Source organism: Brevibacillus brevis NBRC 100599, from assembly GCF_000010165.1.
GTDB lineage: Bacteria > Bacillota > Bacilli > Brevibacillales > Brevibacillaceae > Brevibacillus > Brevibacillus brevis_D.
The window spans coordinates 321,766-345,620 of sequence record NC_012491.1 but is presented as its reverse complement, the minus strand read 5'-3'; the positions used below and the strand labels follow the sequence as shown (position 1 = coordinate 345,620).

Genomic DNA, 23,855 nt, shown 5'->3' with positions numbered 1-23,855 from the left:
TCTTTATTTTTTTCTTCTACTCAGTAGATAGAAGAAATACGGTACACCGATGATCGAAATGACGATACCCACAGGCAGTTCAATGGGTGTGAACACCGTTTTGGCGATAAAGTCAGCCGCCACGACCATGAGCATCCCGATTGTTCCCGACAAGGGAAGAGCATACCTGTGCTGGATTCCCGTCAAACGCTTCGCAATATGCGGTGCCATCAAGCCGACGAATCCGATGCCTCCAGAAACCGAGACACACGCGCTCACGATCCCGATACTCGACAGCAGGAGAATATTGCGCTCCTTTTCCACGGACACACCCAGATTTTTGACGGACTCCTCGCTCAGTTGAAGCAAATCGAGAATATGCACCTTGCGCATCAAAACAGGAATGAGTATGACTAGCCATGGCAACATCCCTGCAATATGCGTCCAGTTGGCACTCCAAATACTGCCTGAGAGCCACACGGTTGCCATTTCAAAATCGTTGGGATTCATTTTTAACGAGAGATACAGCGATACAGCACCTAATCCGGAGCCAATGGCGATCCCCACCAGAATCAGCCGTTGTGGATCAAGCGCTCCGTTACGCCAGGCAAAGAGGTAAATCAGTCCAGCCGCAAGCAATCCGCCTGTCAAACCGAACAAAGGCATGGCCATGATGGAATACCAGCTCGCCTCCATAAATTGTCCACCGAAGAAAAACATAAAGGCGACGATAGCGGCTCCTGCCCCAGCATTAATGCCCAAAATCCCCGGATCAGCCAGCCCGTTACGGGTGATCCCCTGAATGACGGTACCAGCAACCCCCAAGCCAAAGCCGACCGATGCCGCAATAACAATCCGCGGCAGGCGAAAATCGAAAATAACCAAATCGAATTCCGCTACAGGATCCATACGCAATAACGTTCGGATGACATCCATCACCGTCATGTCAAATACGCCGTTGGTCAGGCTGATATAAATCGCCAGCAAAATCAAGGCGATGTTGACGAGTAACAGCAAACGAAATCTAGCTTTTCGATCAGGCATGCTTTCCCCCTCCTCTCTTGTAAATCAAATAGAGGAAGAACGGGACGCCAATAAAGGCCGTTACCACACCGATTGGGGTCTCAAACGGACTGTTCATAAATCGGCTGAGAACGTCCGACAAGGCCAGGAAAATGCCGCCCAGTAATCCTGCACATGGAATGATCCATCGATAATCGAGACCTACCAAAAAGCGGGTAATATGCGGAATAATTAGCCCGACAAAAGCGATTTTTCCTGCCAACGCTACGGAAATGCCTGTGAGAATGACAACAGCAGTCGTTGCCAGCACTTTAACCATCACCGTTCTCTGTCCGAGACCGCGAGATACTTCGTCGCCTAAGGACAAGATCGTAATCGATTTGGACAAAAGAAGTGCTATGACAATACCGACGATGGCAAAAGGAACCGCCAGTTTCACCAATTCAGGCTCCAGGAGATGCAGCCTTGCATTGTACCAAAAGCTGACGTTTTGCGAGACTTGAAAATAAGTAGAAATCGCGGCTGAAATACTGCTCAGAAAGGTACCCGTAATCGTACCGATGACCGCCATCCCTACTGGCGTTAAGCCGTTCGGCAATAGTCGAGAAAAAGCGAGTACCATCGCAACCGCAAGTGCTGAACCGATCAAGGACATGGTAATCATCGTGACACTCGTAGCGGATGGAATGAAAACCATGCAAAGGGTAACAGCAAAGACCGAACCATCAGACACGCCCATAATAGAGGGGGACGCGAGGTAATTCCTCGTCATCCCCTGCATCAACGCTCCTGATATCGCTAAGAACGCGCCGATCATGAGTGCGCCCAAGACCCTCGGCAAGCGAGAGTGCATGACAATTTGATGATCAACATTCCCTTCATCAAAGGCAAAGAAAGCTTGATAAATTGTCCCCGCATCAATCGGCTTGGCCCCGTAATGAATGGAGAGCAAGATTGTAAGCAGGATCACCACTGGCGAAACAGCTAGTATGATCATGGAAGTTGCTTTTTTGGATTGCATAGCTTACCCTCGCCCACTTTTACTTGGCAGACAATTTTTCTACAGCCGCATTCAGGAATTGTGCTTTGCTCCAAGCAGTACCGCCTTGTGCGAGAGGATCAACCACGTTTACGTAAACATTGCCGTTTTTCACTGCATTCACGCTCTTCCAAATCGGGTTGTTCTGCAAATCTTCCAATGCGTTTGGCTTGTCTTTATTCTCATCTGGAGAGAACTGGATGAACAGGTAGTCCGGGTTGATCTGGGTGAACTTCTCCATGGAGATGATTTCTTGTGCCTTCGCTGCTTTTACTTCTTCAGGTGCAGTCAATCCAAGGTCTGCGTACAGAGCTGGGTTGAAGAACACTTTCTCTGGATAGATGTTGATGTTTCCTTGTCGCAGACGAATTACGAGTGCTTTTTTATCCTTCATGCCGTCGCCCAATTTTGCTTTCGCCGCTTCAATCCCTGATTTGTATTCATTGAGCGCTTTTTCTGCCTCAGCTTGTTTGCCAGTCAACTCACCCAGCAATTGCAGGTTCGCTTCCCAGTTGGTCGAAATGTGGGACACAGGGAAGGTAGGCGCAATTTTGTTCAATTTCTCAGCCATTTCAGGCGGGAATTTACTGCTTCCCAGAATGACATCAGGCTTCAAGGACAGGATGGTTTCTAGGTTCGGTTGGATTTTTTCTCCGATGGATGTGGCTTCGCCCGTAATCGGTGCAAACATCTCCGGGAATTTACCGCCTACAGAAATCGCTCCTACCGGTTTCACGTTCAGTACCAGCGAATCTTCCATGGACTCCATGCTGCCTACAATGGCGATCCGCTCTGTTTTGCTAGGAACGGTATATTCTTTATCCAAATATTTGATCGTGCGCGTCTCTGCTTTATTATCTTCATCCGCCGGCTTTTCTGCTGTAGCTGTTGTCGCAGGTGCTGTAGTAGGTGCAGTCGTGTTATTCGCTGCCTCTTTTCCTCCGCCGCACGCTGTCAGAGCCAATGTCAGCGCTGCAATGCTCAAGCCAAGGTATATCTTTTTCATTCTTGAAAGACCCCTCTCAGAAATGTAATGTTTCACCCTGTGCGAGTGATAACGATTATCATTCGTGATTATAAAGCATCCACTCCTGCCCGACCATGGACGAAATCCAGAATCAACATGGACGATCTCCTGAAAACAATTTCACACTCTCTTCCACGATCCGTTCATGAGCCGTTGCCGAGTATTCTCGCCAAGGGTCGGATGTTATGACATGCGCCCGATTGTTGCGGACTGCTTCGATCTCTTGCCATGGTCCCGATGCTTTCAAGGCCTGGAAGCATGCCAGCGTTTCAGCCTCTTGGCAAACCAGCAGCAGCAAGCGATCTGGCGCGAGCGCAGCCAATTCCTGTGCGGTCACAAGCTGGTCGTACTCCTTCTGCTTCGAGACAAAAGCAGGTTTGACTTGCAGATCCTGAAAAAACACTTCATTCATACTGCGATTGCAGTGGACAAAGATCTGGTTTTTTAAAACCCGCACGATGAGCACCGTTTCATCGCCCAGAACCTGTTGAAGCTTTGTGCGGGCTCGCTTCACCTTTTTCTCGTACTCGCAAAGCCAATGATTTGCTTCCACGGACTCACCCAAAAAGTCTGCCATGAGCTGCAGTTGTTCTTTCCATCCCCGCTCTTCAAAGGGAACATACAAGGTGGGCGCAATCTCGTTGAGTTGCTCCTGTTCCTCCAAGCTCGTTTCGTCCAAGCCAATGATGACATCCGGCATGGCATCGCGAAGCGTTTCAATGTTGGCTTTCCAATTCTGATTAATTCGAAATGCGCTCAGATGTACCGGGATATCGTTTCGATAGCTGTGATGATAGTAAGCCGTCCATTTCGGGTGCAGTGGCGCCGCGTAAGGAATCATTTTCAAAGCCAGCAAATGCCCGATGATGGTCGAGCCGTACGCCGCAATTTTTCGTTGGCGGCTTTTCATATAAAGTGTGGGTGAAACACCGACAGCTTTCTTGAATTTTCGACTAAAGTAAAACTCGTCGTTGTAGCCCACTTGATGAGCGATATCGCGCAGCTTGGCATGCGACTGCACCATCATCTGCTTCGCCCGGCTGATGCGAAGCTCTGCCAAATAGTCCATAGCTGAGATGCCATACGTTTTTTTGAACAGATCGACGAAATACTTTGGACTCACCTCTGCGATGCGAGCCAGCTGTTCAATCGTCACATTTTCCGAGTAATGCTCTTCCATATGTGCGCGTGCCTGCTCCAGCGCCATTCCAGCATCTGTGGCCGAGAAGTGAGCATGCTTGACGATGTGGTACCATAGCTCTTGAAAAGTATGTTGGCCTCGAAAACGCTCGAGCGCCGTCTCCTGCTTCCATAGATTCTGGATCAAGTCACAATAGACAGGAAGCTGCCCTGCCGATTGGACAGAGATCTCTCCCCGAAAAGGAAACAGATCCTTTTCCCGAAGGGCTTGGAAGCGCCGATGTCTGTCTTTCGTTTCCATAAAGACATCAAAACGAAGCATGTACATCTCCAAATGATCAGCTGAATCAGGGACGATCCCAAACGTAAGCATAGGAGGACACACGTAAATCGCATCCTGCCGCAATTGGTACTCCTCGTTCTCCAGACGCAGGCGCCCTCGTCCCCCGGTTACGACCAGCAAAATATGCGAATGAGTGAATTGTTGGCGTAGTCGGTCATATCCTTTTGCTTTGAGCCATGTAATATCACGCAGCTTAAAAATGGCTTCTGCCATGGTCTTCTCTGTGAATTGTTGAACCAAGGCTTGTGTTTCGTTCATGTTCTCACCTCTGCCCAATTCTCTACGTAAATATTGATAATAATTCTCATTATCACCGATAGAGAAAGTATATCAAAAGTGACGCTTGCTTCCTATCAGGAATATTTAATGGAATTGAACCGATAACTTGAACGTGGTATGGTACGTACCAATAGAAAGGGAACGACGGAGAGAGTGCGCTGGACGCAAGGTGCTCAAGTAGTTACGACGATTTATCAACTGAAACCATTCAACATAACGGAGTGAAAATGAAGATATGAAACGATATGTTCTACCTTTTTTCTCTAGCCTCATTGCGATTACTTTTGTAACAGGTTGCACCTCTGCCTCTGAACAATTGACGGTAAAAGATCCCACCCCATCTGCACCGGAAAACACAGGCACGTCTCCTGCCGATGCAACAAAAGGCGAAAAGCCAGCGGATGATTTGCTCAAGCAGTTCACCGTACTAGCTGCACAAGCCAAGGAAGCGAATGAGCTAACTGCCTTTTTGGATCAGCATCTGGCGAAAACGGACACGAAAACCGCCGATCAATTATTTTTTGCACTTGATCAGTACTATGAAAAACATTTGCCCACGATAAACGATAATTTCAAGGCTCTCCTCGCCCAGCCTGGAAATGCGGAAAAGCTGTATGCCTTGCAATACCCTTACGATTTCAACAAGCTAGAAGGCGATGACAGTTTCAAACAATGGCTCCTCAATCAAACAGAGGGCGGACTCGTCTTAAAGGCAACGAACGACATGTCTTTTTACTGGCAAGTGGATTACAAAGTACTGCAAAAATATGCTGCTTCGCTCGGCGAGGAAGGGAAGGACTACTTGTCCATTCAAGAAACGGAAACGGGCAAACCGTATTTGGGTGACGGCAAGTTGCAAATCACGCGGGCCGAGCTCGGGCCCAGAATGGTTGAAGTCGAAGAGTATTTGGTCAACTATCGCAGTAGCCCACGTGCAGTGAAGCTACGTACGCTTTATATCGACTACCTCAAAACATATTTGTCTGATTACCGTTATGATGCCATTGATGAAGCAACAATGAAACTGCTCCCGGCCGTCACGGAAGAGTATCAGAACTTTGCCAAGAAATATGAGGCTACGAAAACAGGACAGATCGTTAAGGATTACTTGAGCGAGGTCGCTAAAAACAAGGACGTGGTCTTTGAACCCGGCAAGCCTGGTGAAAGTATCATTGGAGAACGAAAGCCGAACCTTAGTCAGTTCTTGAATGGGCTCGAGGTGCGGATTGCTCATACGATGAATCCTTAAAAAACATGCAGTTTGCGTGGCTGTAGTGGAGGAGAGGGAACAGGAGAAAACGACTCAGCTTCTAGGGCCACCCGCTGGGGATTGACTGGCCGACTCCATGCAAAAAGCGAAACCGCGTCCAAAGTGGTCCAATCTGGAAGTATCTCAGAGGTGGACGCTTAAGGGCGTGTTTCGCTTTTTGCATTACGTCTCGGTCGGTGTCCCTAAGATCTTCACTGTTTTCTCCTGTTCCCTCTACAAGCTGCTTGTTTTTTTCGGTAGTTGATAAAAAACGGAAAGACCTTTATTGTTCTACCGCAGAAGTCTCGAACAGATAAAAAATGTAATCGGAGGAAGCTCCCGCGTGACCCATTTGTCTAAGCATGGCGGAGATATTGCCTCGGTGATAGGTTCCGTGATTGGCGACGTGCTGGACGATGTCTGCATAACGAGCATGAACCGTGCCTAATGCCGGGTGCGTATAAGGCGCGGTGTCCTCCATCGAGATTTGCCCGAAGAAGTCTCTGAACTGCTGGGCTGATTCGGCAAACAGTTTTCGCAGCTCGTGTACGTTTTTCCCTTTTAATTCCTGCAAGAGAACCCCAACTTTCGGTCCTACCTCTTCGTAGCTATCCCCCTTCATGGCCAACAACCAAACATAATCCGTCTTGAGAATGTGAGCCAACGTCTGGGTGATGGTCGGAAACACGCTGGGAACCTCCTGCTCACTTACTCCCTCTGGTACCTCCTGCAACCGCTTGAATACCTTTTCGTTTGCCCATACATGATATTCGTACAAACGCAATGCTTCATGCTTCATAATCAATCTGCCCCCATTCCCTTTTTCCATCTCTTCTTTGCTTTCAATATAAATCAACTCTGCTGACAAAAATGGTCAGTGATATCAAGTCGACTGATAAAAAAGAAATAAATCGGCAGCGATGGCAGCCAATCGCTCTTTTACATAGGCTGGCTCTTCCACTTGAATGGATTTTCCGTATGGCAACAGATAATGAGGAAGGATCGAATGGGCCATTTGCTCATCTACTTGAAAAATCACCTGTGCTTCGCTGCGTTCCATCACAGTATGTCCGAGATACCAATGCCTACACAAATCAGCGAGTGACTGTGGCCTTCCTTTGATTTTGATTAAAATGGTGTTGCCCTGCTTGTCTGCTTCCGGCAGTAAATTCGAGAGAAAAAAATGGCGGGCAGAAAATTCAGGAGGGCGTTGGAAGCTGCCTTCTGTACGTTGGATCTCATGAACACGATCTGCACGAAAGCTGCGAATGGTACTACGGAGATGGCAATAGGCAACGATATACCAGTTCCCCTTCCAATAAACGAGCCCGTATGGATCGATATGACGCATCTGTCTCGTTGTCTGGTAGGCTTTCTGATACTCGATCGAAAGGGTGTACCCGTTGGCAACAGACAGCTCCAGTTCCTGTAGAGTAGACTCGAGAGAAGGATCAACAGGGGGCTGGATCACCTCGAAGCCAATACTATGTCGGTCTATCGCGTCACGCTGCTCTTCATTTGTGTAACGTTTTAGCTTGGAAATGGCTCGGTGTAAATCTGCTCCGAAGGGATAACCTGCCTCTTGGGCAAAAGCGGCTGCATGAATCAGGGCTTTTTGTTCGTTGAGGTCGAAAAACAACGGAGCCTCATTAAATTGCTGAAGTAAACTGTAGCCACCGTTGTGTCCGGCATCAGAAATGATCGGTACACCACTCGCACACAGTGAGTCGATATAGCGATAAACGGTGCGAATATTAATCTCGAGAATCTCTGCCAATTGCTTGGCTGTCATTCGCTTGCCGGTCTTCAACAGCCACAAAATGGAGAGCATATTATCGGCTTTGGACATGTTCTGATTCGCTCCCCTAAAAGAAATCTTCTGATTCTACTAATTACCACAGATTTCTATCCATTTCCTCTATCTGCCCCTTCTCCTTTTCTCGACTGGACAGGTTCTTTCTCGATAAGCTGCCAGTTGAAACATGGCGGAAACGGTTGAGAAGGTATATTTCTGCTCACTTAACACCTCAATAATATAGGGCAAGGCGTCCATACTCCCCTTTAGCGTATCTTTCGTACCGCCAGCTGAATGTTGAAGCACGACTGCGCCTGGGGTGACATGTCCCAAGATGTTTCTTGCGACCTGTGGGCCGGTGAGACCCTTCCAATCCCAACTATCTATATCCCACAAAATCATTTCGTAGTCGCTCGCCACAAGTAGCTGGATGACCTCCTCATTCACTGCTCCATATGGCGGCCGAACCATCCGAGGTCTCACACCTACTACCTTTTCGATCTGATCCGAGGTACGTTCTACCTGCTCATGAACAGCCAAGAGAGGGATTTTTGTAAAGTCAGGGTGATCCCAGCTATGGTTTCCGACAATGTGTCCTTCCTTTACAATCCGCTCCAGTATTGTCGGGTTGTACTTCACCATTTGCCCCACACAGAAGAAAGTGGCCTTTACCTGATAGTGAGCGAATATGTCTAACACACGAGGCGTCCACAATTGATCTGGTCCATCATCAAAAGTGAGTGCGATTTCCTTGGGCCCATTGAGCTTGTTCACAAGCGTTACCCTCCCTATAAGCCAGTATTCTGCTGCTTTGATGCATAGTATGACTGGGCTATCATTTGGTAACGCTAAAAAAACCGATTCTGCATGAGTATGCAACGCAGAAAAAAATTTTTTAACAACGGTTAATGAATATAGTATAATAGTGATAATGATTTTCATTTTCGCAAAAATTTATACTAGTGCGTATTCAAAAAGTCGACTTTTTGAACTACCTCTATTAGAGAGAGCGTTGGATATACATGGCGGGTTAATCACGACAAAGCATGCTCGAAAGGGATGATTATATGGGAAAAGTTTTAGAAGTAAAAGATTTGCATGTGTCATTCGATACGTATGCAGGTGAAGTCAAGGCAGTACGTGGCGTCTCCTTCGATCTGGAAAAAGGAGAAACGCTGGCGATTGTTGGTGAATCTGGTTCCGGTAAATCCGTCACTTCCCAAGCACTTATGCGCCTCATTCCTTCTCCTCCTGGACGCATTCCAAAAGGGCAAGTTCTTTTTGAAGGAAGAGATTTGGTTACGCTTTCCGAAAAAGAAATGCAGGATGTTCGCGGTCGCGATATCTCAATGATTTTCCAAGACCCGATGACTTCCTTGAATCCGACGATGACTATCGGGAACCAAATCATGGAGAGCTTCATCAAGCACCAAAAGCTGAACCGTGCAGACGCCCGCAGCCGTGCTATTGAACTGTTGGAAATGGTAGGGATTCCCTTTGCCAAAGAACGTGTCGATCAATACCCGCACCAGTTTTCTGGTGGGATGCGCCAACGGATTGTCATTGCCATCGCATTGGCCTGCAATCCAAAAATTATCATCGCCGATGAGCCGACGACTGCTCTGGACGTATCGATTCAAGCGCAGATTTTGGAGTTGCTGAAGGAACTGCAAAAGAAGATGGGTACCTCGATCATCTTTATTACGCATGACCTCGGTGTAGTTGCGAACATGGCAGACCGTGTAGCGGTTATGTATGCAGGAAAAATTGTGGAAATCGGCAAAGTCGATGAAATTTTCTACGATCCTAAACACCCGTATACATGGGGTCTATTAGGTTCCATGCCTAGTCTCGATTCCAGTGATGACGAGCTGATGTCCATTCCTGGATCGCCGCCTGACATGTTTAAACCACCTGTAGGTGATGCTTTCGCGGCTCGTAACCCATTTGCGTTGAAGGTCGATCTGGAATATGAACCACCGATGTTCAAAATCTCCGATACGCACTATGCAGCAACATGGCTCCTGCATGAAATGGCACCTGACATCAAACCGCCTGCTTCGGCTGTGAGACGAAAAGTCAATTCTGATGAGGCAACTGAGGCTCCTGTAAGCACGAAAAAAACGTTCAACTACGAGAATCGTGAGAAGCTGGTTGAAGTCAAAGATTTGAAACAGCATTTTGACCTCGGGAATGGTCATACGCTGAAAGCTGTAGATGGTATCACCTTCGACATCTACAAAGGGGAAATCTTTGGCCTTGTGGGTGAATCCGGTTGCGGTAAATCGACCACAGGACGCACCATCCTTCGCTTGTACGATGCAACTGGCGGAGAGGTCTTGTTCAATGGACAAAGTGTACACGGAAAGAAAACACTCGAAGAAAAGAAATGGCTCAACCGCAAAATCCAGATGATTTTCCAAGACCCGTACTCATCGTTGAATCCACGTCTGACTGTATCCGATATTATTGCGGAAGGTCTGGACATTCATCGTCTGGCGAACAAGGAAGCACGCATCGCCAAGGTACACGAGCTGTTGGAAACCGTCGGCCTCAACCGCGAGCACGCAAACCGTTACCCACATGAGTTCAGCGGCGGACAGCGCCAACGGATCGGGATTGCACGGGCATTGGCTGTTGATCCGGAATTCATCATTGCCGATGAACCGATCTCTGCCCTCGACGTGTCCATTCAGGCGCAGGTCATTAACCTGCTCAAACGCCTGCAAAAAGAAAAAGGCCTGACCTATCTGTTCATCGCCCATGACCTGTCCATGGTGAAATACATCAGTGACCGCATTGGTGTTATGTACCGGGGACGTATCGTGGAGCTGGCAGAAAGTAATCGCCTGTACGAGAATCCGATTCATCCGTACACCAAATCGTTGCTCTCGGCAATTCCATTGCCAGATCCGGATTATGAGCGCAACCGTAAGCGCATCGTTTTCGATGATCAGGAATATTTGCGAGATCAAGGGGAAGAACGCGTCTTGCGTGAAGTGGAGCGCGGTCACTTTGTCGCTTGCACCCAGAAAGAATTCGAAAGATACGGCGGCGGCGTCTTGGTGTAAAACCTATATACAAAAGAAAAAGGGAGAGAGCTTCGACAGCTCATCTCCCCTTTTTTATTTAGCCTTTCATACGCAAGAGTCTCATACTGTTTAAGATGACCAGCAAAGCCGCTCCCGTGTCACTGAGCACCGCCAGCCACAAGGTTAGATAGCCTGGGAATATCAGCACGAGTGCAATCAGCTTCACGATGATCGAAAACCAGATGTTTTGCTTGATAATCGTGAGTGCTTTTCTGCTGATCTTCATCGTGTGCGGCAGCTTTTCGAGATTGTCAGCCATCAGTACAATATCCGCGGTTTCCATTGCTGTATCAGTACCTGCTCCAGCCATCGCAATCCCCAAGTCAGCTGATGCGAGAGCAGGTGCATCATTGATCCCGTCACCCACCATGGCGACGACCTTGCCTTCTTGCTGTAGTCGCTTGACCGCTTCTACCTTATCTTGTGGCAGCAGCTCTGCAAAATAACGATTGACGCCTGTCTGACTCGCTACTTTTTTCGCCGTACCCGTATTGTCACCGGTCAGCATCACGATGTCTTCGATTCCTGCGGCCTTGAGCTTGCCAATGGCACTAACCGTAATCTCACGAATGGTATCGGCAACGGCAATCATCCCGATCAATTTCGTTGCGGTACCGATAACCACCAGTGTATGTCCCTCACTCTGCAACGACTCGACTTTCGTTTGCCATGCCGACAGATCGACTCCCAGCTCTTGAAACAGGGCGGGCTTTCCTGCATAAAATGTTTCGGTTCCGATGACAGCGCTCGCCCCTTTTCCGACGATCGCCTTGAAATCTTGCCCACTCTGGGAAGCAATCTGCTTTTGTTTCGCATAGGTGAGAATCGCTAGTGCAATCGGATGGGAAGATCGCTCTTCAATCGTTCTGGCGATCGACACTACGTCGTCCTCGCTTCCCTCCATCTCGATAACCGCCGCAACCTGTGGTTTTCCTTCCGTCAATGTGCCCGTTTTATCGAAAGCAATTGCGGTAATCGCTCCTGCCTTTTCCAAAAACGTACCACCCTTGATCAGGACGCCGTTTCTCGCGGCATTTCCAATCGCGGACACAATCGCAACTGGCGTAGAAATGACCAGTGCGCACGGGCAAGCAACGACTAGCAGCTCAAGCCCTCTGTAAAACCATTCTCCCCAGGTACCGAGTCCGAGTAATGGCGGGAATACAATCACGAGCAAAGCAAGCACGAGCACGATTGGCGTGTAGATCGTAGCGAATTTGTCGACGAACGCCTGAGTAGGCGCTTTTTTTTCCTGCGCTTCCTCCACGAGATGAATGATTCTGGCAATCGCTGTATCTTCCACCAGCTTTGTTACCTTGATCTCCACCGCGCCACTCTCGTTGACACTTCCTGCAAAAACACTGTCCCCGACCAGCTTATCTACGGGAATCGATTCACCTGTAATCGGGGCCTGATTGACGCTCGATGTCCCGTGTACGATGACACCATCCAGCGGGATTTTCTCTCCCGGCTTCACTACGATGACTTGACCGACTGTGATGTCCTCAACCGGTTTGCGGGTAAGAGACTCCCCCACCTTGACCCATGCTTCAGGCGGAGCCAAATCCATCAGATTACGTATGGAGTCGCGCGTTTTTTCAATCGACTTGGTCTGCAGCAAGTTTCCGATGGAAAAGAGCCAGACTACTGTTGCGCCCTCCAGCCACTCACCGATTAATGCGGCTCCAACAGCCGCAACAGACATCAATACGTTCATATCCAGTGAACCGCTTTTTATCGCGTAAAAAGCACTGCGTGCAGGTCGGTAGCCGCCGCTTATGATCGACAACGCATAGAGAACAGTAACGACCAGCGGAGGTATGCCAGACGATAAGGAACCTAGAAAACCGAGAGCCAACAACACACCAGAAATCACCGTCAGCGTCGTCCCTGCTTGATCCGTTTTCGGAACTGCTTTGGCCGTGCGCCTCGTAAGTAGCATGGCACTATATCCGGCCTTTGCGACTTCCTTGACCACCGCATCTTCTCCTAGCCCATCCGCGACGAGCTGCATTTTACCCGTGGAAAAGTTCACGTTTACCTCTTTTACCGCAGGCAACGTATGCATATGCTTTTCCAGCGATTTGGCGCACGAACTGCAATCCATACCTATAACGCGATAGACAACAGCCTGTGAAGAAAGAATGCCTGCGCTTTCAGTTGCCGCAGCCGCAGGCTCGAGAACCGTGAGAATTTTACCAGCATGCTTATGCTCACTGCCGCATTGATGCCCACTGCAACACTCATCTTTTTTTCGTTCTTCTGCCATCTGTTTTCACCTTTTTCCAAGCATCTATTTTGCCCAGCTTCGAATGAAATCAATCCACAAACATTCAAACAAATATTTAATTATTATATTATCGCATCCTTCTGGTTCGTTCAAGAATTGATTTGAATATTTCGCCCATTTTTTTACAGACTGGGAATAAAGAAAAAGACCCCTATTTTACTAGGAGTCTCGTTACTTAGAACTGGCTTCTACAGGTGTTGGGGTAGTCTGCCAACGCTCCCCACAGTCCAGACATTTGCACTTGATTACTTTGCGCTTTTCTAAAGCAAGACGAACGGCAAACAGGATAAAGGCCCCTGATAGTCCGAGGAACAAAAAGATGACAGGAGTTCCTTTCACCGAAATACCGATCAAGGCAAGCACTGCCAAAACTGCTGCATAAATGGTTATGTATAATGGCTTATTGATCGATTCCGTCAAATCGATTTTCGCAGAACGGCACTTCGGGCACTTTGGTTGCGCACTCATGGTATTCTCTCCCCATTTCTTGGATCATGTTCATCTTACACGAAAACAGAGAGGGACACTACACTGCCATCAAAATGTCGTTTTTCCTTTTCACTTTCCCTGTGAATGTCTATAATAGTAGGACATTGTAGAGCATGAGGTGATGGTTACAGTGGATGACATCTGTGAAATCCAATGTTTTGATGAGGAAAAAGTAAATCGGTTAAAGCCGTTCGCCACAGAATCAGAAGGGGTAGCAAAAATCTTCAAGGCGTTGGCTGATGACACCCGCGCCAAAATCATTCACATCCTCTCGATGGAAGACGAGCTCTGTGTCTGCGATGTGGCTGCTATCATCGGAAGCTCGATCGCTAACACCTCCCACCATCTGCGGCTTCTTCGCAACATGGGACTGGCCAAGTACCGCAAAGAAGGAAAGCTCGTTTTTTACTCGTTGGATGATGACCATGTACGCCATCTCATATCTGCGGGGATTGAACACGCCAAAGAACAGAAAACCATTGTCCGAGCTACCTGATTGCTCGGGCTTTTTTGTTACTCCAGCATTTTAAACATTTGATTAACCGCAACGGGTTTCCTCGCTTTTCCGGGTAAACCGCTTCCTTATCGCCTCTATTCCCACAAATATAAGAGAGTAACAGATCGAAGCGAATACTAAAACCGTTGCCTGCGGATAAAACAATGCGGCATGCGGATCAACACTCTTTAGCCATTGAAAAAGTACAGGTACATAACCGATGACAGCATATCCTGCGAAACGCACAACGTATTTTTTCCACCCGATCAAGTGTGACCGACTCACTAGCCAGTCCACGAATACCGACAGCCATACGAAGACAATCAGGTTCATTGCCATGCTTATGAGTACGCCCAGCAAATACTCTTTTCCAAACCCGTACGGCGCGCTTGGATCACGATAAAGGTAGATGATCAGCGCAGCATACAGACCGGTAAAGAGAGGTGATATGACTGCGGCGAGTATACGCATGCCGATATTCATGGAAATCACTCCTTTGCTTCGCTTCGTTATGATTCGTTTGTCGTTCGCGTAGTAGGATGTTCACCCGTCGGGAGGCTGACCGTGACCGTTGTCCCTTCGCCTATACGGCTCTGAATGTGAATGCCGCCTTTTGCGACCTGCAAAATTTTTTGCACGATAGAAAGACCGAGACCGCTTCCCGTCGCTTCCCGATTGCGTGACTTGTCTCCTTTGTAAAAACGGTCAAAGACATGCTCCTGCTCTTCTTCTGACATGCCAATCCCCGTATCCCGAATGGTCACGACGATTCGCGTATCCTTCTGTATCATAATATAAATAGAGCCAGCCTTTGGGGTGAATTTGATACTATTGGCAATCAGGTTCATCCATACCTGATTGAGCAGCTGCTTGTCACCTACGATAAAGGTCTCCGGTAAGGTCAGCTCCATCGTGAGCTTTTTTTGTTGCCACTGATGCTCCAAAACTAAGAGGACTTGCCTGATCTGCTCATCAAGACGAAATCGTGTCGGTTCGTACAGACCTGTCTCCTTGTCCAGGGAAGCGAGCGTCAACAGCTGCTTGCTCAAGGAAGACAGCCGCCTGCTCTCCTCTTCGATGATAGTCAAGTACGTTTCCCGCTGTTCGTTAGTCACACCACCGCTGCGGATGGCTTGAGAAAAGCCTTGGATCGATGTCAATGGAGACTGGATTTCATGAGAGACATTGGAGACAAACTCTTGGCGCATCTCATCCAATTGCTTGAGAGACTCTGTCATCCTGGCAAAATGCATAGCCAAATCGCCGATTTCATCCCGGCGAGAGATGTCCAAGTGGATATCGTACTCGCCTTCCGCCAGTTTTTTGGTCGCATGGCTCAGCTTCTCGATCGGCTTCACCAAGTAACGGGTAAAGATCAAGATCAGGACCAAGCTCAGCACAAACATCGCTGCCAACAGCAAAGCAAACATAATGTGCACCTCGCCAAACTGCTGCTCAATATTTGGCCGTACAAACAGGGCGTATTTTTTCCCTTCTGCTGTAAGCGGCAAGCCAATGCTGTTTGTCAACGTGTTTTCAAAAAATCCGGTCACAAACAAGCCGTGCTGTTCTTCTGTAATCCCTCTGTAGGTCTCACCCGCCAACACTTTTTGAATAATGGCAGGCTCTATCTGCTGATCGCGAAAAGGTGCTCCGAACTGGCTTGCAGCACCATTCTCATCCACGAGATACAGCTGAAAATTCAAATTGGCGACATGAGTCATAAAGGCAGGCAGGTCGAGCGACGATTTATGCTCATACAAATCAATCATTTGCTGTCCGATGCTCATGATTTTTTGTTCATTATAAGCGCGTAGATTTCGTTGATAATACTCATTTGCCAGCAAAAATCCCAGTGTGCCGCTGATCAGTACAATGGCGACGAAGGTAAGAACGACCCGAACGTAAAGAGATTTCACGAGCCTCGTACCTCCAGCTTGTAGCCTAAGCCGCGAACGGTAGAAATGACAAAGTCATTTGTTTTCTCCGTAAACTTTTCTCGCAGCCGCTTAATATGCACATCGATGGTACGACTATCGCTCTCGGTATCGCCGCCCCACACAAGCTCCAACAGTTGATCCCGGGTAAAAATCCGATCAGGAAAACTAGCAAGCTGGGCAAGCAGTTCAAATTCCTTTAACGGTAAATGAATCAACTCTTCTTTTACCTTCACGACATGGCTGATCCGATCGATGACGGTATCGTTTAAGACAATGATTTGTTTGCTGACCATCTGATACCGACGCAGCAAGGCCTTGATGCGGTATAGCAATTCGGTAGGCTCAAATGGCTTGGTCAAATAATCATCCGTCCCCGCCAAAAAACCTTTTTCCTTATCCCTCACCTCTCCTTTTGCCGTTAGCAGGATGACAGGAAGGTCGTAAAATTCTCTGATCTCCCGGCACAGCTCCCAACCGTTTTTGCCTGGCATCATCACATCCACGATGGCGAGCTGGACGGATTCCTGTTCCAACAGTTGTGAAGCCTCTTCTCCATCCACACAAGCCAAAACGTTGTACCCTTCTTTTGCTAAGTAAAATCGCAATAGCTCACGTACATGTGGATCGTCATCTGCAATCAGTATCGTCAGTTTCATCAAGCTGGCCCCCTTGCTACTCCGCGCTCTAGTTCTCTTGCTTCCTCATTATTTTGAATGATACTCACTTGTCGATCCTCCTGCAAATCGTCACTGGCTTGTGCCTATCTAGTCGGATCAATCGTAAAGAAGCAATATGAACAAGAGATGAACGAATCCTGCTGGCTCTTGAAGACTTTTACACATTTGATTAAATCTGCGGGAAACATGCCCTTTTCCCGGAAAAACAACTGTTTGCGCGCACAAAAAAGCGGCAGACACTCAGGTCCGCCGCTCTTGTTACTCATCCATTACTTGCGAAACTTCTCTGTAAACCACGCGGCCGAAGCCTCTACTTCTTTCACCGTCAGCTGATGACCATACGAATCCCAATGCACAGTCACGTCAGCACCTGCTTCAGTCAGTAGTTGGTTCAGCTCCTCCGTCTCTTGTGCAGTACAGATCGGATCATTCGTGCCCGCTCCGATGAACACTGGGATGGCTGACATATCAGGGAGAGCGATCCCACGACGTGGAACCATTGGGTGGTAAAGAATCGCTCCTTTTAGCGGATTCGGGTAATGGAACAGGAGACTACCTGCAATATTCGCCCCGTTCGAATAGCCGACTGCCACGATATTGTCTCGGTCGATCTGATACGTAACCGCCGCTTGATCCAAAAACTCATGCAGCTCCTGCGTGCGGTAGACCAAATCCTCTTCGTCAAAAACACCCTCTGCCAAGCGTTTGAAAAATCGCGGCATGCCGTTTTCGAGAACATTCCCACGGACGCTCAGAACAGAAGCGCCTGGATAAATGCGATCGGCCAGTGGCAAGAGATTGTTCTCATCTCCGCCCGTGCCATGAAGCAACAACAGGGTTGGTGCTTCTGTTTCGGTTCCTTTTCGAAAAATGTGCTTCAAGTTCATTATTTATCTTCCTCCAACACTCTGACTGTAATCGGCGTCAAGCCTTGCTCAATCTGGGCACGACGTGGCTCATACCACTCAGGGAGCATCAGTTTTTGACCCAATGCCTCAAATGGCTCATCTCGTTCAAAGCCTGGAGGATCTGTTGCAATCTCAAACAAAATCTCACCCGGCTCGCGGAAGTAGATAGCGTTGAAATATTGACGGTCGATAATATCCGTCGGATGGAGACCGGATTGAGCCGCACGCTGTTGCCATAGCTGGTGATCCTGATCGTCTACGGCACGCCATGCGATATGGTGGATCGTACCTGCACCGCCTGCTCCTCTTGGTATCGGCTCGGCATTCACGTCAATGACATTGCCCAAATCGCCGTGAGCCTTGAAACGGACAAGGCCGTTTTCTTCGCCGACTCTGGTCAGTCCCATCAGTCTCTCGAGAACATCCATGGTGTGGGCTGGAGCCATGCTGTACAGGATCGCTCCGCCGAAGCCTTTGATCGCCTTGTCAGCTGGCACTCCGCCAAAGGACCATTTGCTCGCTGGACCGCCTTCACGTTCCACAATCTCCAGCTGTAAGCCGTCTCTGTCTGTGAATTGCAGATACGTTTCATTAAAACGCTCCACGCGGCTGTACTCGATTCCGAATTTTTTCAGTCGATCCTCCCAGAAGGAAAACGCCCCCACTGGAATCAAGAAAGTCGTATAGCCAACCTGCCCACCGCCAACGCGTCCACGGCGACCAGTTTCCCACGGGAAAAAGGTGATCGCAGTTCCTGGACTACCGACCTCATTCCCGAAGTACAGATGATATACATCTGGTGCATCGAAGTTGATCGTTTTTTTCACCAAGCGCAATCCGAGAAACCCCGCATAAAAATCAACATTATTTTGGGCGCTTGTTACAAAAGCTGTGATATGGTGAATTCCTGCTGTTTGCTGTGTCATTTTGAATTGCCTCCTCAAATTTATTATTTAGTTGCTTGGAATGTGTTGTAGCTTACGAACTCTCCAACGGGCTTGCGGTACCCTCTGACACGCTGACTGGATGTATCTTCTTTTCCAATCGTGATCATCAAAGCTGGCACAAAGCTGTCCGGAACCTTCGCTATCTCTTGCACCGCTGCCGGGTCGAATCCGATCATCGGGCACGTATCCCAGCCTTTATCCTTTGCAGCGAGCATGAACAGCATTGCGGACAAATTGGCATTGCGGATCGCTTCATCACGCTTGAACTGCTCTCCTCCAGCCTCGTGCATTGCTCTGACAGAAGAATTGTTGTGGTCGTACTCACGTTGATCCATGACTCCTAAATGAAGAAGACCTTCATTAATGCGCTCTACGCTTTGATACGCTTCCTTGTCACCAAATACAAGCACTACTGCCGAAGCGGTCTTTACCTTATATTGTCTATATGCTGCTTCATATACACGCTCTTTGGCTTCTGGATCGATGACAACTACATAATGGGCATGCTGCAAATTAAATGCTGATGGTGCGAATTTGACCAGGGACATGATTTCATCGATCTCAGCAGGTGTTATCGTTACATCCGTTAGAAACTTGTTTGCGGATCTTCTGTTTTTTACAAGGGTAGTGAATTCACTCATGGGACTTCCTCCTCGATTTTTTCTATCTCATTCATTTTTTAATATCTCAAATTAGAGATAATAGATTTAAAAATGTTCCTGCTTGGGGAAGTAGGATGACGATGTTACGAAAATTAAATATCTTGAATTTAAGATAATTATAGGACGAGAATTGTCCCTTGTCAACAGCCTAAGGCCAGAAGAATGAAATCTCTTCCAGCCCAAGGCTTTTTTCAGTTGGCGTACCAGTAAAGAGCATACTCGGTCATAACAGAAGAATACCCCATTTGGCGCAGCATCGCCGTTATGTTTCCACGATGATACGTACCGTGATTGACCACTTGCATGATGATTTCTGCCAAGCTCGTATCGCGTACTCTCGTGTACGGATTATCAAGGACAATGCGCCGCTCCAAATCTTCTTCTTGGCTGAGAAAAGCTCTGAATTGCTCGACCAGCTCGGCATACAACTGCTCTACTTCCTCCAAGCTTTTTCCCGTAATTTTCTTCTCTTGCCGCCATGTCTCATCCATGGCAGCTTGCATATCCATCCCCTGCAATATGAGAAGCCAGCTATGGTCCACCATATAAATATGCTCCATCACTTTTGCAACGGTCGGGAAAACGCTTTGGACCTCCTGCTCGTAAACACCTTCCGGAAGTTCCTTCAAGCGATTGATTAACGTCTGATTCGCCCATGCGTGAAAGTCATACATGTTTTTGGCATAGTGTGTCATGATAAAGCCCCCTCTTTGGTTCGTCGATAGCTCTATCATAGACCTGCTTCCCTGACAAATACGGTCAGTGATGCTTCCTGCCATGCCAGAAAGGGGCTTTTCGCTACTATACCGCATAAGCTGTTCCGACCAGGAGCGTCTGTACAGCAGTCGAGAGAAAATAAAATCTACTACTTGCAACCATTTATGTGGATGCTGTCAAATCGAGATGAAAAATCAGCTCCTCGCCAAACTCACCCGCAAATCTCCATCCCTGATCGACTAGCCCCGCTTTTTTATACAGTTGGATCGCTGGCGTATTCGTATGATGCACGGTCAACACGATTTCATCTCGCTCCGGGTAATGCACTCGTGCAATGTTAGCCAACTCATGGAATACACGCAAGGCGTAGCCCTTTTTTTGATAGCGGGAATCGATCGAAAATGATTTGAAAATAACCGCCTCGCCATTTGGTGTGTAGGGATTGCCTGTGTGTGGTGTGAATAAGGCAAAAAAGCCGATTAGATGGCCTGCGTCGAAAACCACATAGGGCTTATAGCCAGGATTGTTTTGAGTTGCTTCGATCACATCGACTGGCATAGACGTGTAGATCGCTTGTTCTTGCGGCAAATCGTAAGCCATGATTGAAGGGTAGTCGCTTTTTTCGTACGGTCTGATACTGAACATCTTGGTTCCTTTCTCTTCTTACGGAGAAATTAGCGGCAGCCTGGTATGATCTGTAAGCACCAGACTGCCACCGCCCCGAAATTGATTCATTTACACTGCATTTGATTTCTGCTCCCCTATTTTCTGATGCAGCTTTTCGAACGCCAATGCCAGCTCTTCCTTCGGGATCATCGCATACCGATCGCCAATACTTACCTCATAGGAGCTAGAAGATTCGTCATCTTGTCTGACATAATGCGTGAAGCCAATTCCTGTCTCTTCACTAAGTGAGACCATGATACGCTCGAGCTCTTCCTTCGGCAAATCTGCGTGAACATGAAACATGTTGGACACAGGCACGGTCGGTCTCGTGGATATCCCCTGGCATTGATTGTAGAGTGCCGCCAGCTCTTTTGCATGCTCGTAATATTGACTGAATTTATGCTTTCTCTGTTCAAAATGGTATTCTGCCGTGACAATATACGGGTACAAACTAATCAGGTCCCCGCCATGGCGTCTTTTCCATACCTTCGATTGCTTCGTGAAGTCTTCATCCCCAGCCAGGATCGCCCCGGCAATTCCGCCTATCCCTTTGTAAAAGGAAACGTACACGCTATCGAACAATGCGCATACCTCCTCGGCTGTCTTCTGGTAATACGGCAGGATTTCCAAAAGCCGGGCACCATCCAGATGCAGGCGAATTCCTTTTTCCCGACAATAACGGGAGATCGCCTCCAAATTCTCATACGCGGGCAGCTGTCCGCCAATCTCACGCTGTGGCAATTCCAGCAACAGGCACGCGATATCGTCGTCCATGCCGAGAACATCGTCCAGTTCAATCACGCTGTTTTTATCCGCCAGCAAGACAGCCTCGATTTGATGCAGCTCCTTGAGCCCATCCTCCTCGTGGATCTCCAAGTGGCAGAGCGGATGATAGGCGACCTTTTTGATTCCCTTCTCATCGCACCAGATACGTAACGCGATTTGTTGGGCCATCGTACCGCTCGGAAAGAACACGGCAGACTCTTTGCCCAAATATTCGGCCATCTTGCGCTGAAAATTCTCGATGAGTTCGCCTGTTCCGTACATATCGCCCTCCACATTCCCATCCACCCTGGACAGGACCTGCTGCAATTGATGGAGGTCTCTCTTGCTGTGCCCGGCGATTTGATAAGTGGTCTTTTTAAATACTTCTCGCAAGGTTTTCGTATCGTTCATCTTGGCAGGGCTCCTTTTTCTAATCTTCAATCGCTTGATAGGCAGTGGTCCAGAAATCAAGGAAAGCACCAGGTGGTTGTGGTGAATCCATCAGACGCTGCGTCAGGAGAATGCCAATCATTTCTTCCTGCGGATCTGTGTATGCTGACGTTCCGAAACCACCGTCAAGTGGTCGTTATTCTCAGATGCTGATGCTTCTACTTCTAAAGATATCACATTTCACAAGCAGCTTATGTCGTTTGTTGTTTGACGTTCAGTTGGCGATATTCACTCGGGGTCTTACCCGTCATTTTTTTAAACAACGTGATAAAATACGGCGTATTCGGCATTCCTACCAATTGCGCAACATCCGCGATCTGGTTGTTCGAATGAGCCAGCAGCTCTCGCGCCCTTTCTATCCGTTTTTTCTGGATGTACTCCACGGGCGTCATATCCATGAGTCGCTTAAACGTTCGCTGCAAATGAAACGGACTGCCATGGCACATATCAGCCAAATGCTCCAACGTCAGCTTTTCGTTATAATGAGAATCAATATACTGTGTAATTTGTGCTACCCACTCACGATCAGGTAACCTCTCTCCCGTGGGCTTGCAACGTTTACATGGCCGAAATTCTTCCCGCAGGGCTTGGCTTGCATTTTGGAAAACCCGCACATTCTCCCTCTTCGGTGGCTTCGACTTGCATGACGGTCTACAAAAGATCTTCGTCGTTTTTACCGCATAAAAAAATTGATCATCGTAAGACACATCGTTATGAATAATAGCCTGCCATCGCTCATCGGTTACCCGTTCCTCCAACACATGTCATCTCCTTTGCCGTAGCTGTCATCGAATCGCTTGCTCTTACCGACAGTATACCCCCACACTACATGATCCGTACTGCTAGAAGATTAAAATAGCAAGATAACGAAATGACAGCCCCGCTTATCTTGGTATAAAACTAGGAGGAAGTCAGACAGGAGGTTTTCACATGACAAGCGGTCTATCACACTCGGCTTGGGTCGATAATAGAGATGAAATCATTTTGTCCGTACCTACGGAATTCAGTTTTTCGCAAAATCTTCACTACTTGTCCAGAGCATCCAACGAATGCATGTTTCACATTCAAAATGGGCGCCTCTACAAAGCCATCCCGATTGGACAGGATTCACAAGTGGTCGAAATTCACGCAAAGAATGATCAAGGATTGACTGTGCGTTTTCTCAGCCCTTCACTTCCCAATGAAAAAGTACGAACAGAAGTAGCACGTTATGTGCGAGACTGGTTTGATCTGGACAGGGATCTCGTTCCGTTTTATGAGCTTGCTGCAGGGGATGCTCTTCTAAAGCAGGCCGTTGAAAAGTTTTACGGGCTGCGGACCATGGGTATTCCCGACCTATTTGAAGCGCTCAGTTGGGGAATCATTGGACAACAAATTAACCTGACCTACGCGTACACGCTTAAACGACGGTTGGTAGAGGCATTCGGAAGACGGGTAGAATTCGAAGGAGAGACGTATTGGCTTTTTCCCACAGCAGAAAAAATCGCCGGATTATCCGTCACTGATCTGGATGGATTGCGCATGACGACCAAGAAATGCGAGTATTTAATTGACGTCGCACAACTCATCGTTGAAGGGAAACTATCGAAAGAGCTATTATGGGACGGAGGAGATTATCAAACCGCGGAGAAACGATTGACCAGTATCCGCGGGATTGGACCGTGGACGGCCAATTATGTGCTCATGCGCTGTCTGCGAATGCCCTCTGCTTTTCCCATTGATGATGTCGGCCTGCACAATGCGATCAAATTTTTACTAGGCAAAGAAAAAAAGCCGACAAAAGCAGAAATACGAGAGCTGTCCAAGACTTGGACGAATTGGGAGTCGTACGCTACTTTTTATTTATGGCGTTTTCTTTATTAATCTAAGGAGGTTCTATCCT

The 23,855-nt window shown here is 48.0% G+C and carries 23 protein-coding genes and 1 pseudogene; 4 read left to right on the top strand and 20 right to left on the bottom strand.

All coding sequences use genetic code 11. The features are described 5' to 3' along the window. Positions 1-3 precede the first annotated feature (3 nt). The 4 genes from BBR47_RS02015 to BBR47_RS02000 all read right to left on the bottom strand — a co-directional run bounded on the left by BBR47_RS02015 (position 4) and on the right by BBR47_RS02000 (position 4,809). Positions 4-1,023, bottom strand: a complete 1,020-nt coding sequence (locus tag BBR47_RS02015) for a FecCD family ABC transporter permease (protein WP_012684095.1) — start codon at positions 1,021-1,023, stop codon at positions 4-6. Then, the gene (locus BBR47_RS02010; protein ID WP_012684094.1) at positions 1,016-2,023 is read right to left on the bottom strand and encodes a FecCD family ABC transporter permease; all 1,008 of its coding nucleotides are present in this window, start codon (positions 2,021-2,023) and stop codon (positions 1,016-1,018) included. The genes BBR47_RS02015 and BBR47_RS02010 overlap by 8 nt, the downstream gene beginning before the upstream one ends. 19 nt (positions 2,024-2,042) lie before the next feature. Continuing rightward, entirely contained in the window at positions 2,043-3,047 is a 1,005-nt protein-coding gene (locus BBR47_RS02005; protein ID WP_012684093.1) for an iron-hydroxamate ABC transporter substrate-binding protein, read from the bottom strand. Positions 3,048-3,159: 112 nt separating this feature from the next. Next, the gene (locus BBR47_RS02000; RefSeq protein ID WP_012684092.1) at positions 3,160-4,809 is read right to left on the bottom strand and encodes an AraC family transcriptional regulator; all 1,650 of its coding nucleotides are present in this window, start codon (positions 4,807-4,809) and stop codon (positions 3,160-3,162) included. 256 nt (positions 4,810-5,065) lie between these two features. Here BBR47_RS02000 and BBR47_RS01995 point away from each other — a divergent pair, with 256 nt between their 5' ends. Beyond that, complete coding sequence (locus tag BBR47_RS01995; protein ID WP_012684091.1) at positions 5,066-6,079, top strand: ATP-binding protein; 1,014 nt, start codon at positions 5,066-5,068, stop codon at positions 6,077-6,079. 283 nt (positions 6,080-6,362) lie between these two features. Here the strand turns inward: BBR47_RS01995 and BBR47_RS01990 are convergent, their stop codons facing one another. The 3 genes from BBR47_RS01990 to BBR47_RS01980 form a co-directional block, all read right to left on the bottom strand. Further along, positions 6,363-6,878, bottom strand: a complete 516-nt coding sequence (locus BBR47_RS01990) for a DinB family protein (protein WP_012684090.1) — start codon at positions 6,876-6,878, stop codon at positions 6,363-6,365. Between the two features lie 84 nt (positions 6,879-6,962). Further along, entirely contained in the window at positions 6,963-7,928 is a 966-nt protein-coding gene (locus BBR47_RS01985) for a helix-turn-helix transcriptional regulator (protein WP_012684089.1), read from the bottom strand. 69 nt (positions 7,929-7,997) lie between these two features. Continuing rightward, the gene (locus tag BBR47_RS01980) at positions 7,998-8,648 is read right to left on the bottom strand and encodes a polysaccharide deacetylase family protein (protein ID WP_231850543.1); all 651 of its coding nucleotides are present in this window, start codon (positions 8,646-8,648) and stop codon (positions 7,998-8,000) included. Between the two features lie 293 nt (positions 8,649-8,941). Here BBR47_RS01980 and BBR47_RS31755 point away from each other — a divergent pair, with 293 nt between their 5' ends. Further along, complete coding sequence (locus tag BBR47_RS31755) at positions 8,942-10,945, top strand: ABC transporter ATP-binding protein (RefSeq protein WP_012684087.1); 2,004 nt, start codon at positions 8,942-8,944, stop codon at positions 10,943-10,945. A gap of 58 nt (positions 10,946-11,003) precedes the next feature. Here BBR47_RS31755 and BBR47_RS01970 read toward each other — a convergent pair whose 3' ends face one another. Then, positions 11,004-13,235, bottom strand: coding sequence for a heavy metal translocating P-type ATPase (locus tag BBR47_RS01970; protein WP_041749204.1), 2,232 nt, complete (start codon positions 13,233-13,235; stop codon positions 11,004-11,006). Positions 13,236-13,427: 192 nt separating this feature from the next. Further along, a complete protein-coding gene (locus tag BBR47_RS01965; protein WP_012684084.1) occupies positions 13,428-13,724 on the bottom strand; it encodes a hypothetical protein in 297 nt (98 codons plus the stop codon). 142 nt (positions 13,725-13,866) lie between these two features. Here BBR47_RS01965 and BBR47_RS01960 point away from each other — a divergent pair, with 142 nt between their 5' ends. After that, positions 13,867-14,241 carry an ArsR/SmtB family transcription factor gene (locus BBR47_RS01960; RefSeq protein ID WP_035290894.1) on the top strand — a complete coding sequence of 125 codons (375 nt, stop codon included), beginning with the start codon at positions 13,867-13,869 and terminating at the stop codon, positions 14,239-14,241. A gap of 42 nt (positions 14,242-14,283) precedes the next feature. Here BBR47_RS01960 and BBR47_RS01955 read toward each other — a convergent pair whose 3' ends face one another. The 11 genes and pseudogenes from BBR47_RS01955 to BBR47_RS01910 form a co-directional block, all read right to left on the bottom strand. After that, the gene (locus BBR47_RS01955) at positions 14,284-14,724 is read right to left on the bottom strand and encodes a hypothetical protein (RefSeq protein ID WP_012684082.1); all 441 of its coding nucleotides are present in this window, start codon (positions 14,722-14,724) and stop codon (positions 14,284-14,286) included. Between the two features lie 26 nt (positions 14,725-14,750). Further along, positions 14,751-16,160: a sensor histidine kinase gene (locus BBR47_RS01950; RefSeq protein WP_012684081.1), complete on the bottom strand. Its 1,410-nt coding sequence runs from the start codon at positions 16,158-16,160 to the stop codon at positions 14,751-14,753. Further along, positions 16,157-16,837 carry a response regulator transcription factor gene (locus BBR47_RS01945; protein WP_012684080.1) on the bottom strand — a complete coding sequence of 227 codons (681 nt, stop codon included), beginning with the start codon at positions 16,835-16,837 and terminating at the stop codon, positions 16,157-16,159. Before BBR47_RS01945 ends, BBR47_RS01950 begins: the two co-directional genes overlap by 4 nt. A gap of 290 nt (positions 16,838-17,127) precedes the next feature. Further along, positions 17,128-17,745, bottom strand: a complete 618-nt coding sequence (locus tag BBR47_RS01940) for an alpha/beta hydrolase (protein ID WP_012684079.1) — start codon at positions 17,743-17,745, stop codon at positions 17,128-17,130. After that, entirely contained in the window at positions 17,745-18,692 is a 948-nt protein-coding gene (locus BBR47_RS01935; protein WP_012684078.1) for a ring-cleaving dioxygenase, read from the bottom strand. The genes BBR47_RS01940 and BBR47_RS01935 overlap by 1 nt, the downstream gene beginning before the upstream one ends. Before the next feature lie 23 nt (positions 18,693-18,715). After that, on the bottom strand, positions 18,716-19,354 hold the full coding sequence (locus BBR47_RS01930) for a nitroreductase family protein (RefSeq protein ID WP_012684077.1): 639 nt from the start codon (positions 19,352-19,354) through the stop codon (positions 18,716-18,718). A gap of 212 nt (positions 19,355-19,566) precedes the next feature. Then, positions 19,567-20,070: a DinB family protein gene (locus BBR47_RS01925; RefSeq protein WP_012684076.1), complete on the bottom strand. Its 504-nt coding sequence runs from the start codon at positions 20,068-20,070 to the stop codon at positions 19,567-19,569. A gap of 184 nt (positions 20,071-20,254) precedes the next feature. Beyond that, a complete protein-coding gene (locus tag BBR47_RS01920) occupies positions 20,255-20,737 on the bottom strand; it encodes a GNAT family N-acetyltransferase (protein WP_012684075.1) in 483 nt (160 codons plus the stop codon). A 90-nt stretch (positions 20,738-20,827) separates the two neighbouring features. Next, positions 20,828-21,934: a threonine aldolase family protein gene (locus BBR47_RS01915; RefSeq protein ID WP_012684074.1), complete on the bottom strand. Its 1,107-nt coding sequence runs from the start codon at positions 21,932-21,934 to the stop codon at positions 20,828-20,830. Between the two features lie 19 nt (positions 21,935-21,953). Beyond that, positions 21,954-22,100 (bottom strand): annotated as a pseudogene (locus BBR47_RS29995) (serine hydrolase); the annotation flags it as partial. A 64-nt stretch (positions 22,101-22,164) separates the two neighbouring features. Further along, complete coding sequence (locus tag BBR47_RS01910; protein WP_012684072.1) at positions 22,165-22,734, bottom strand: bifunctional transcriptional activator/DNA repair enzyme AdaA; 570 nt, start codon at positions 22,732-22,734, stop codon at positions 22,165-22,167. Positions 22,735-22,903: 169 nt separating this feature from the next. Here BBR47_RS01910 and BBR47_RS01905 point away from each other — a divergent pair, with 169 nt between their 5' ends. Further along, complete coding sequence (locus BBR47_RS01905; RefSeq protein ID WP_012684071.1) at positions 22,904-23,836, top strand: DNA-3-methyladenine glycosylase 2; 933 nt, start codon at positions 22,904-22,906, stop codon at positions 23,834-23,836. Positions 23,837-23,855: the final 19 nt, after the last annotated feature.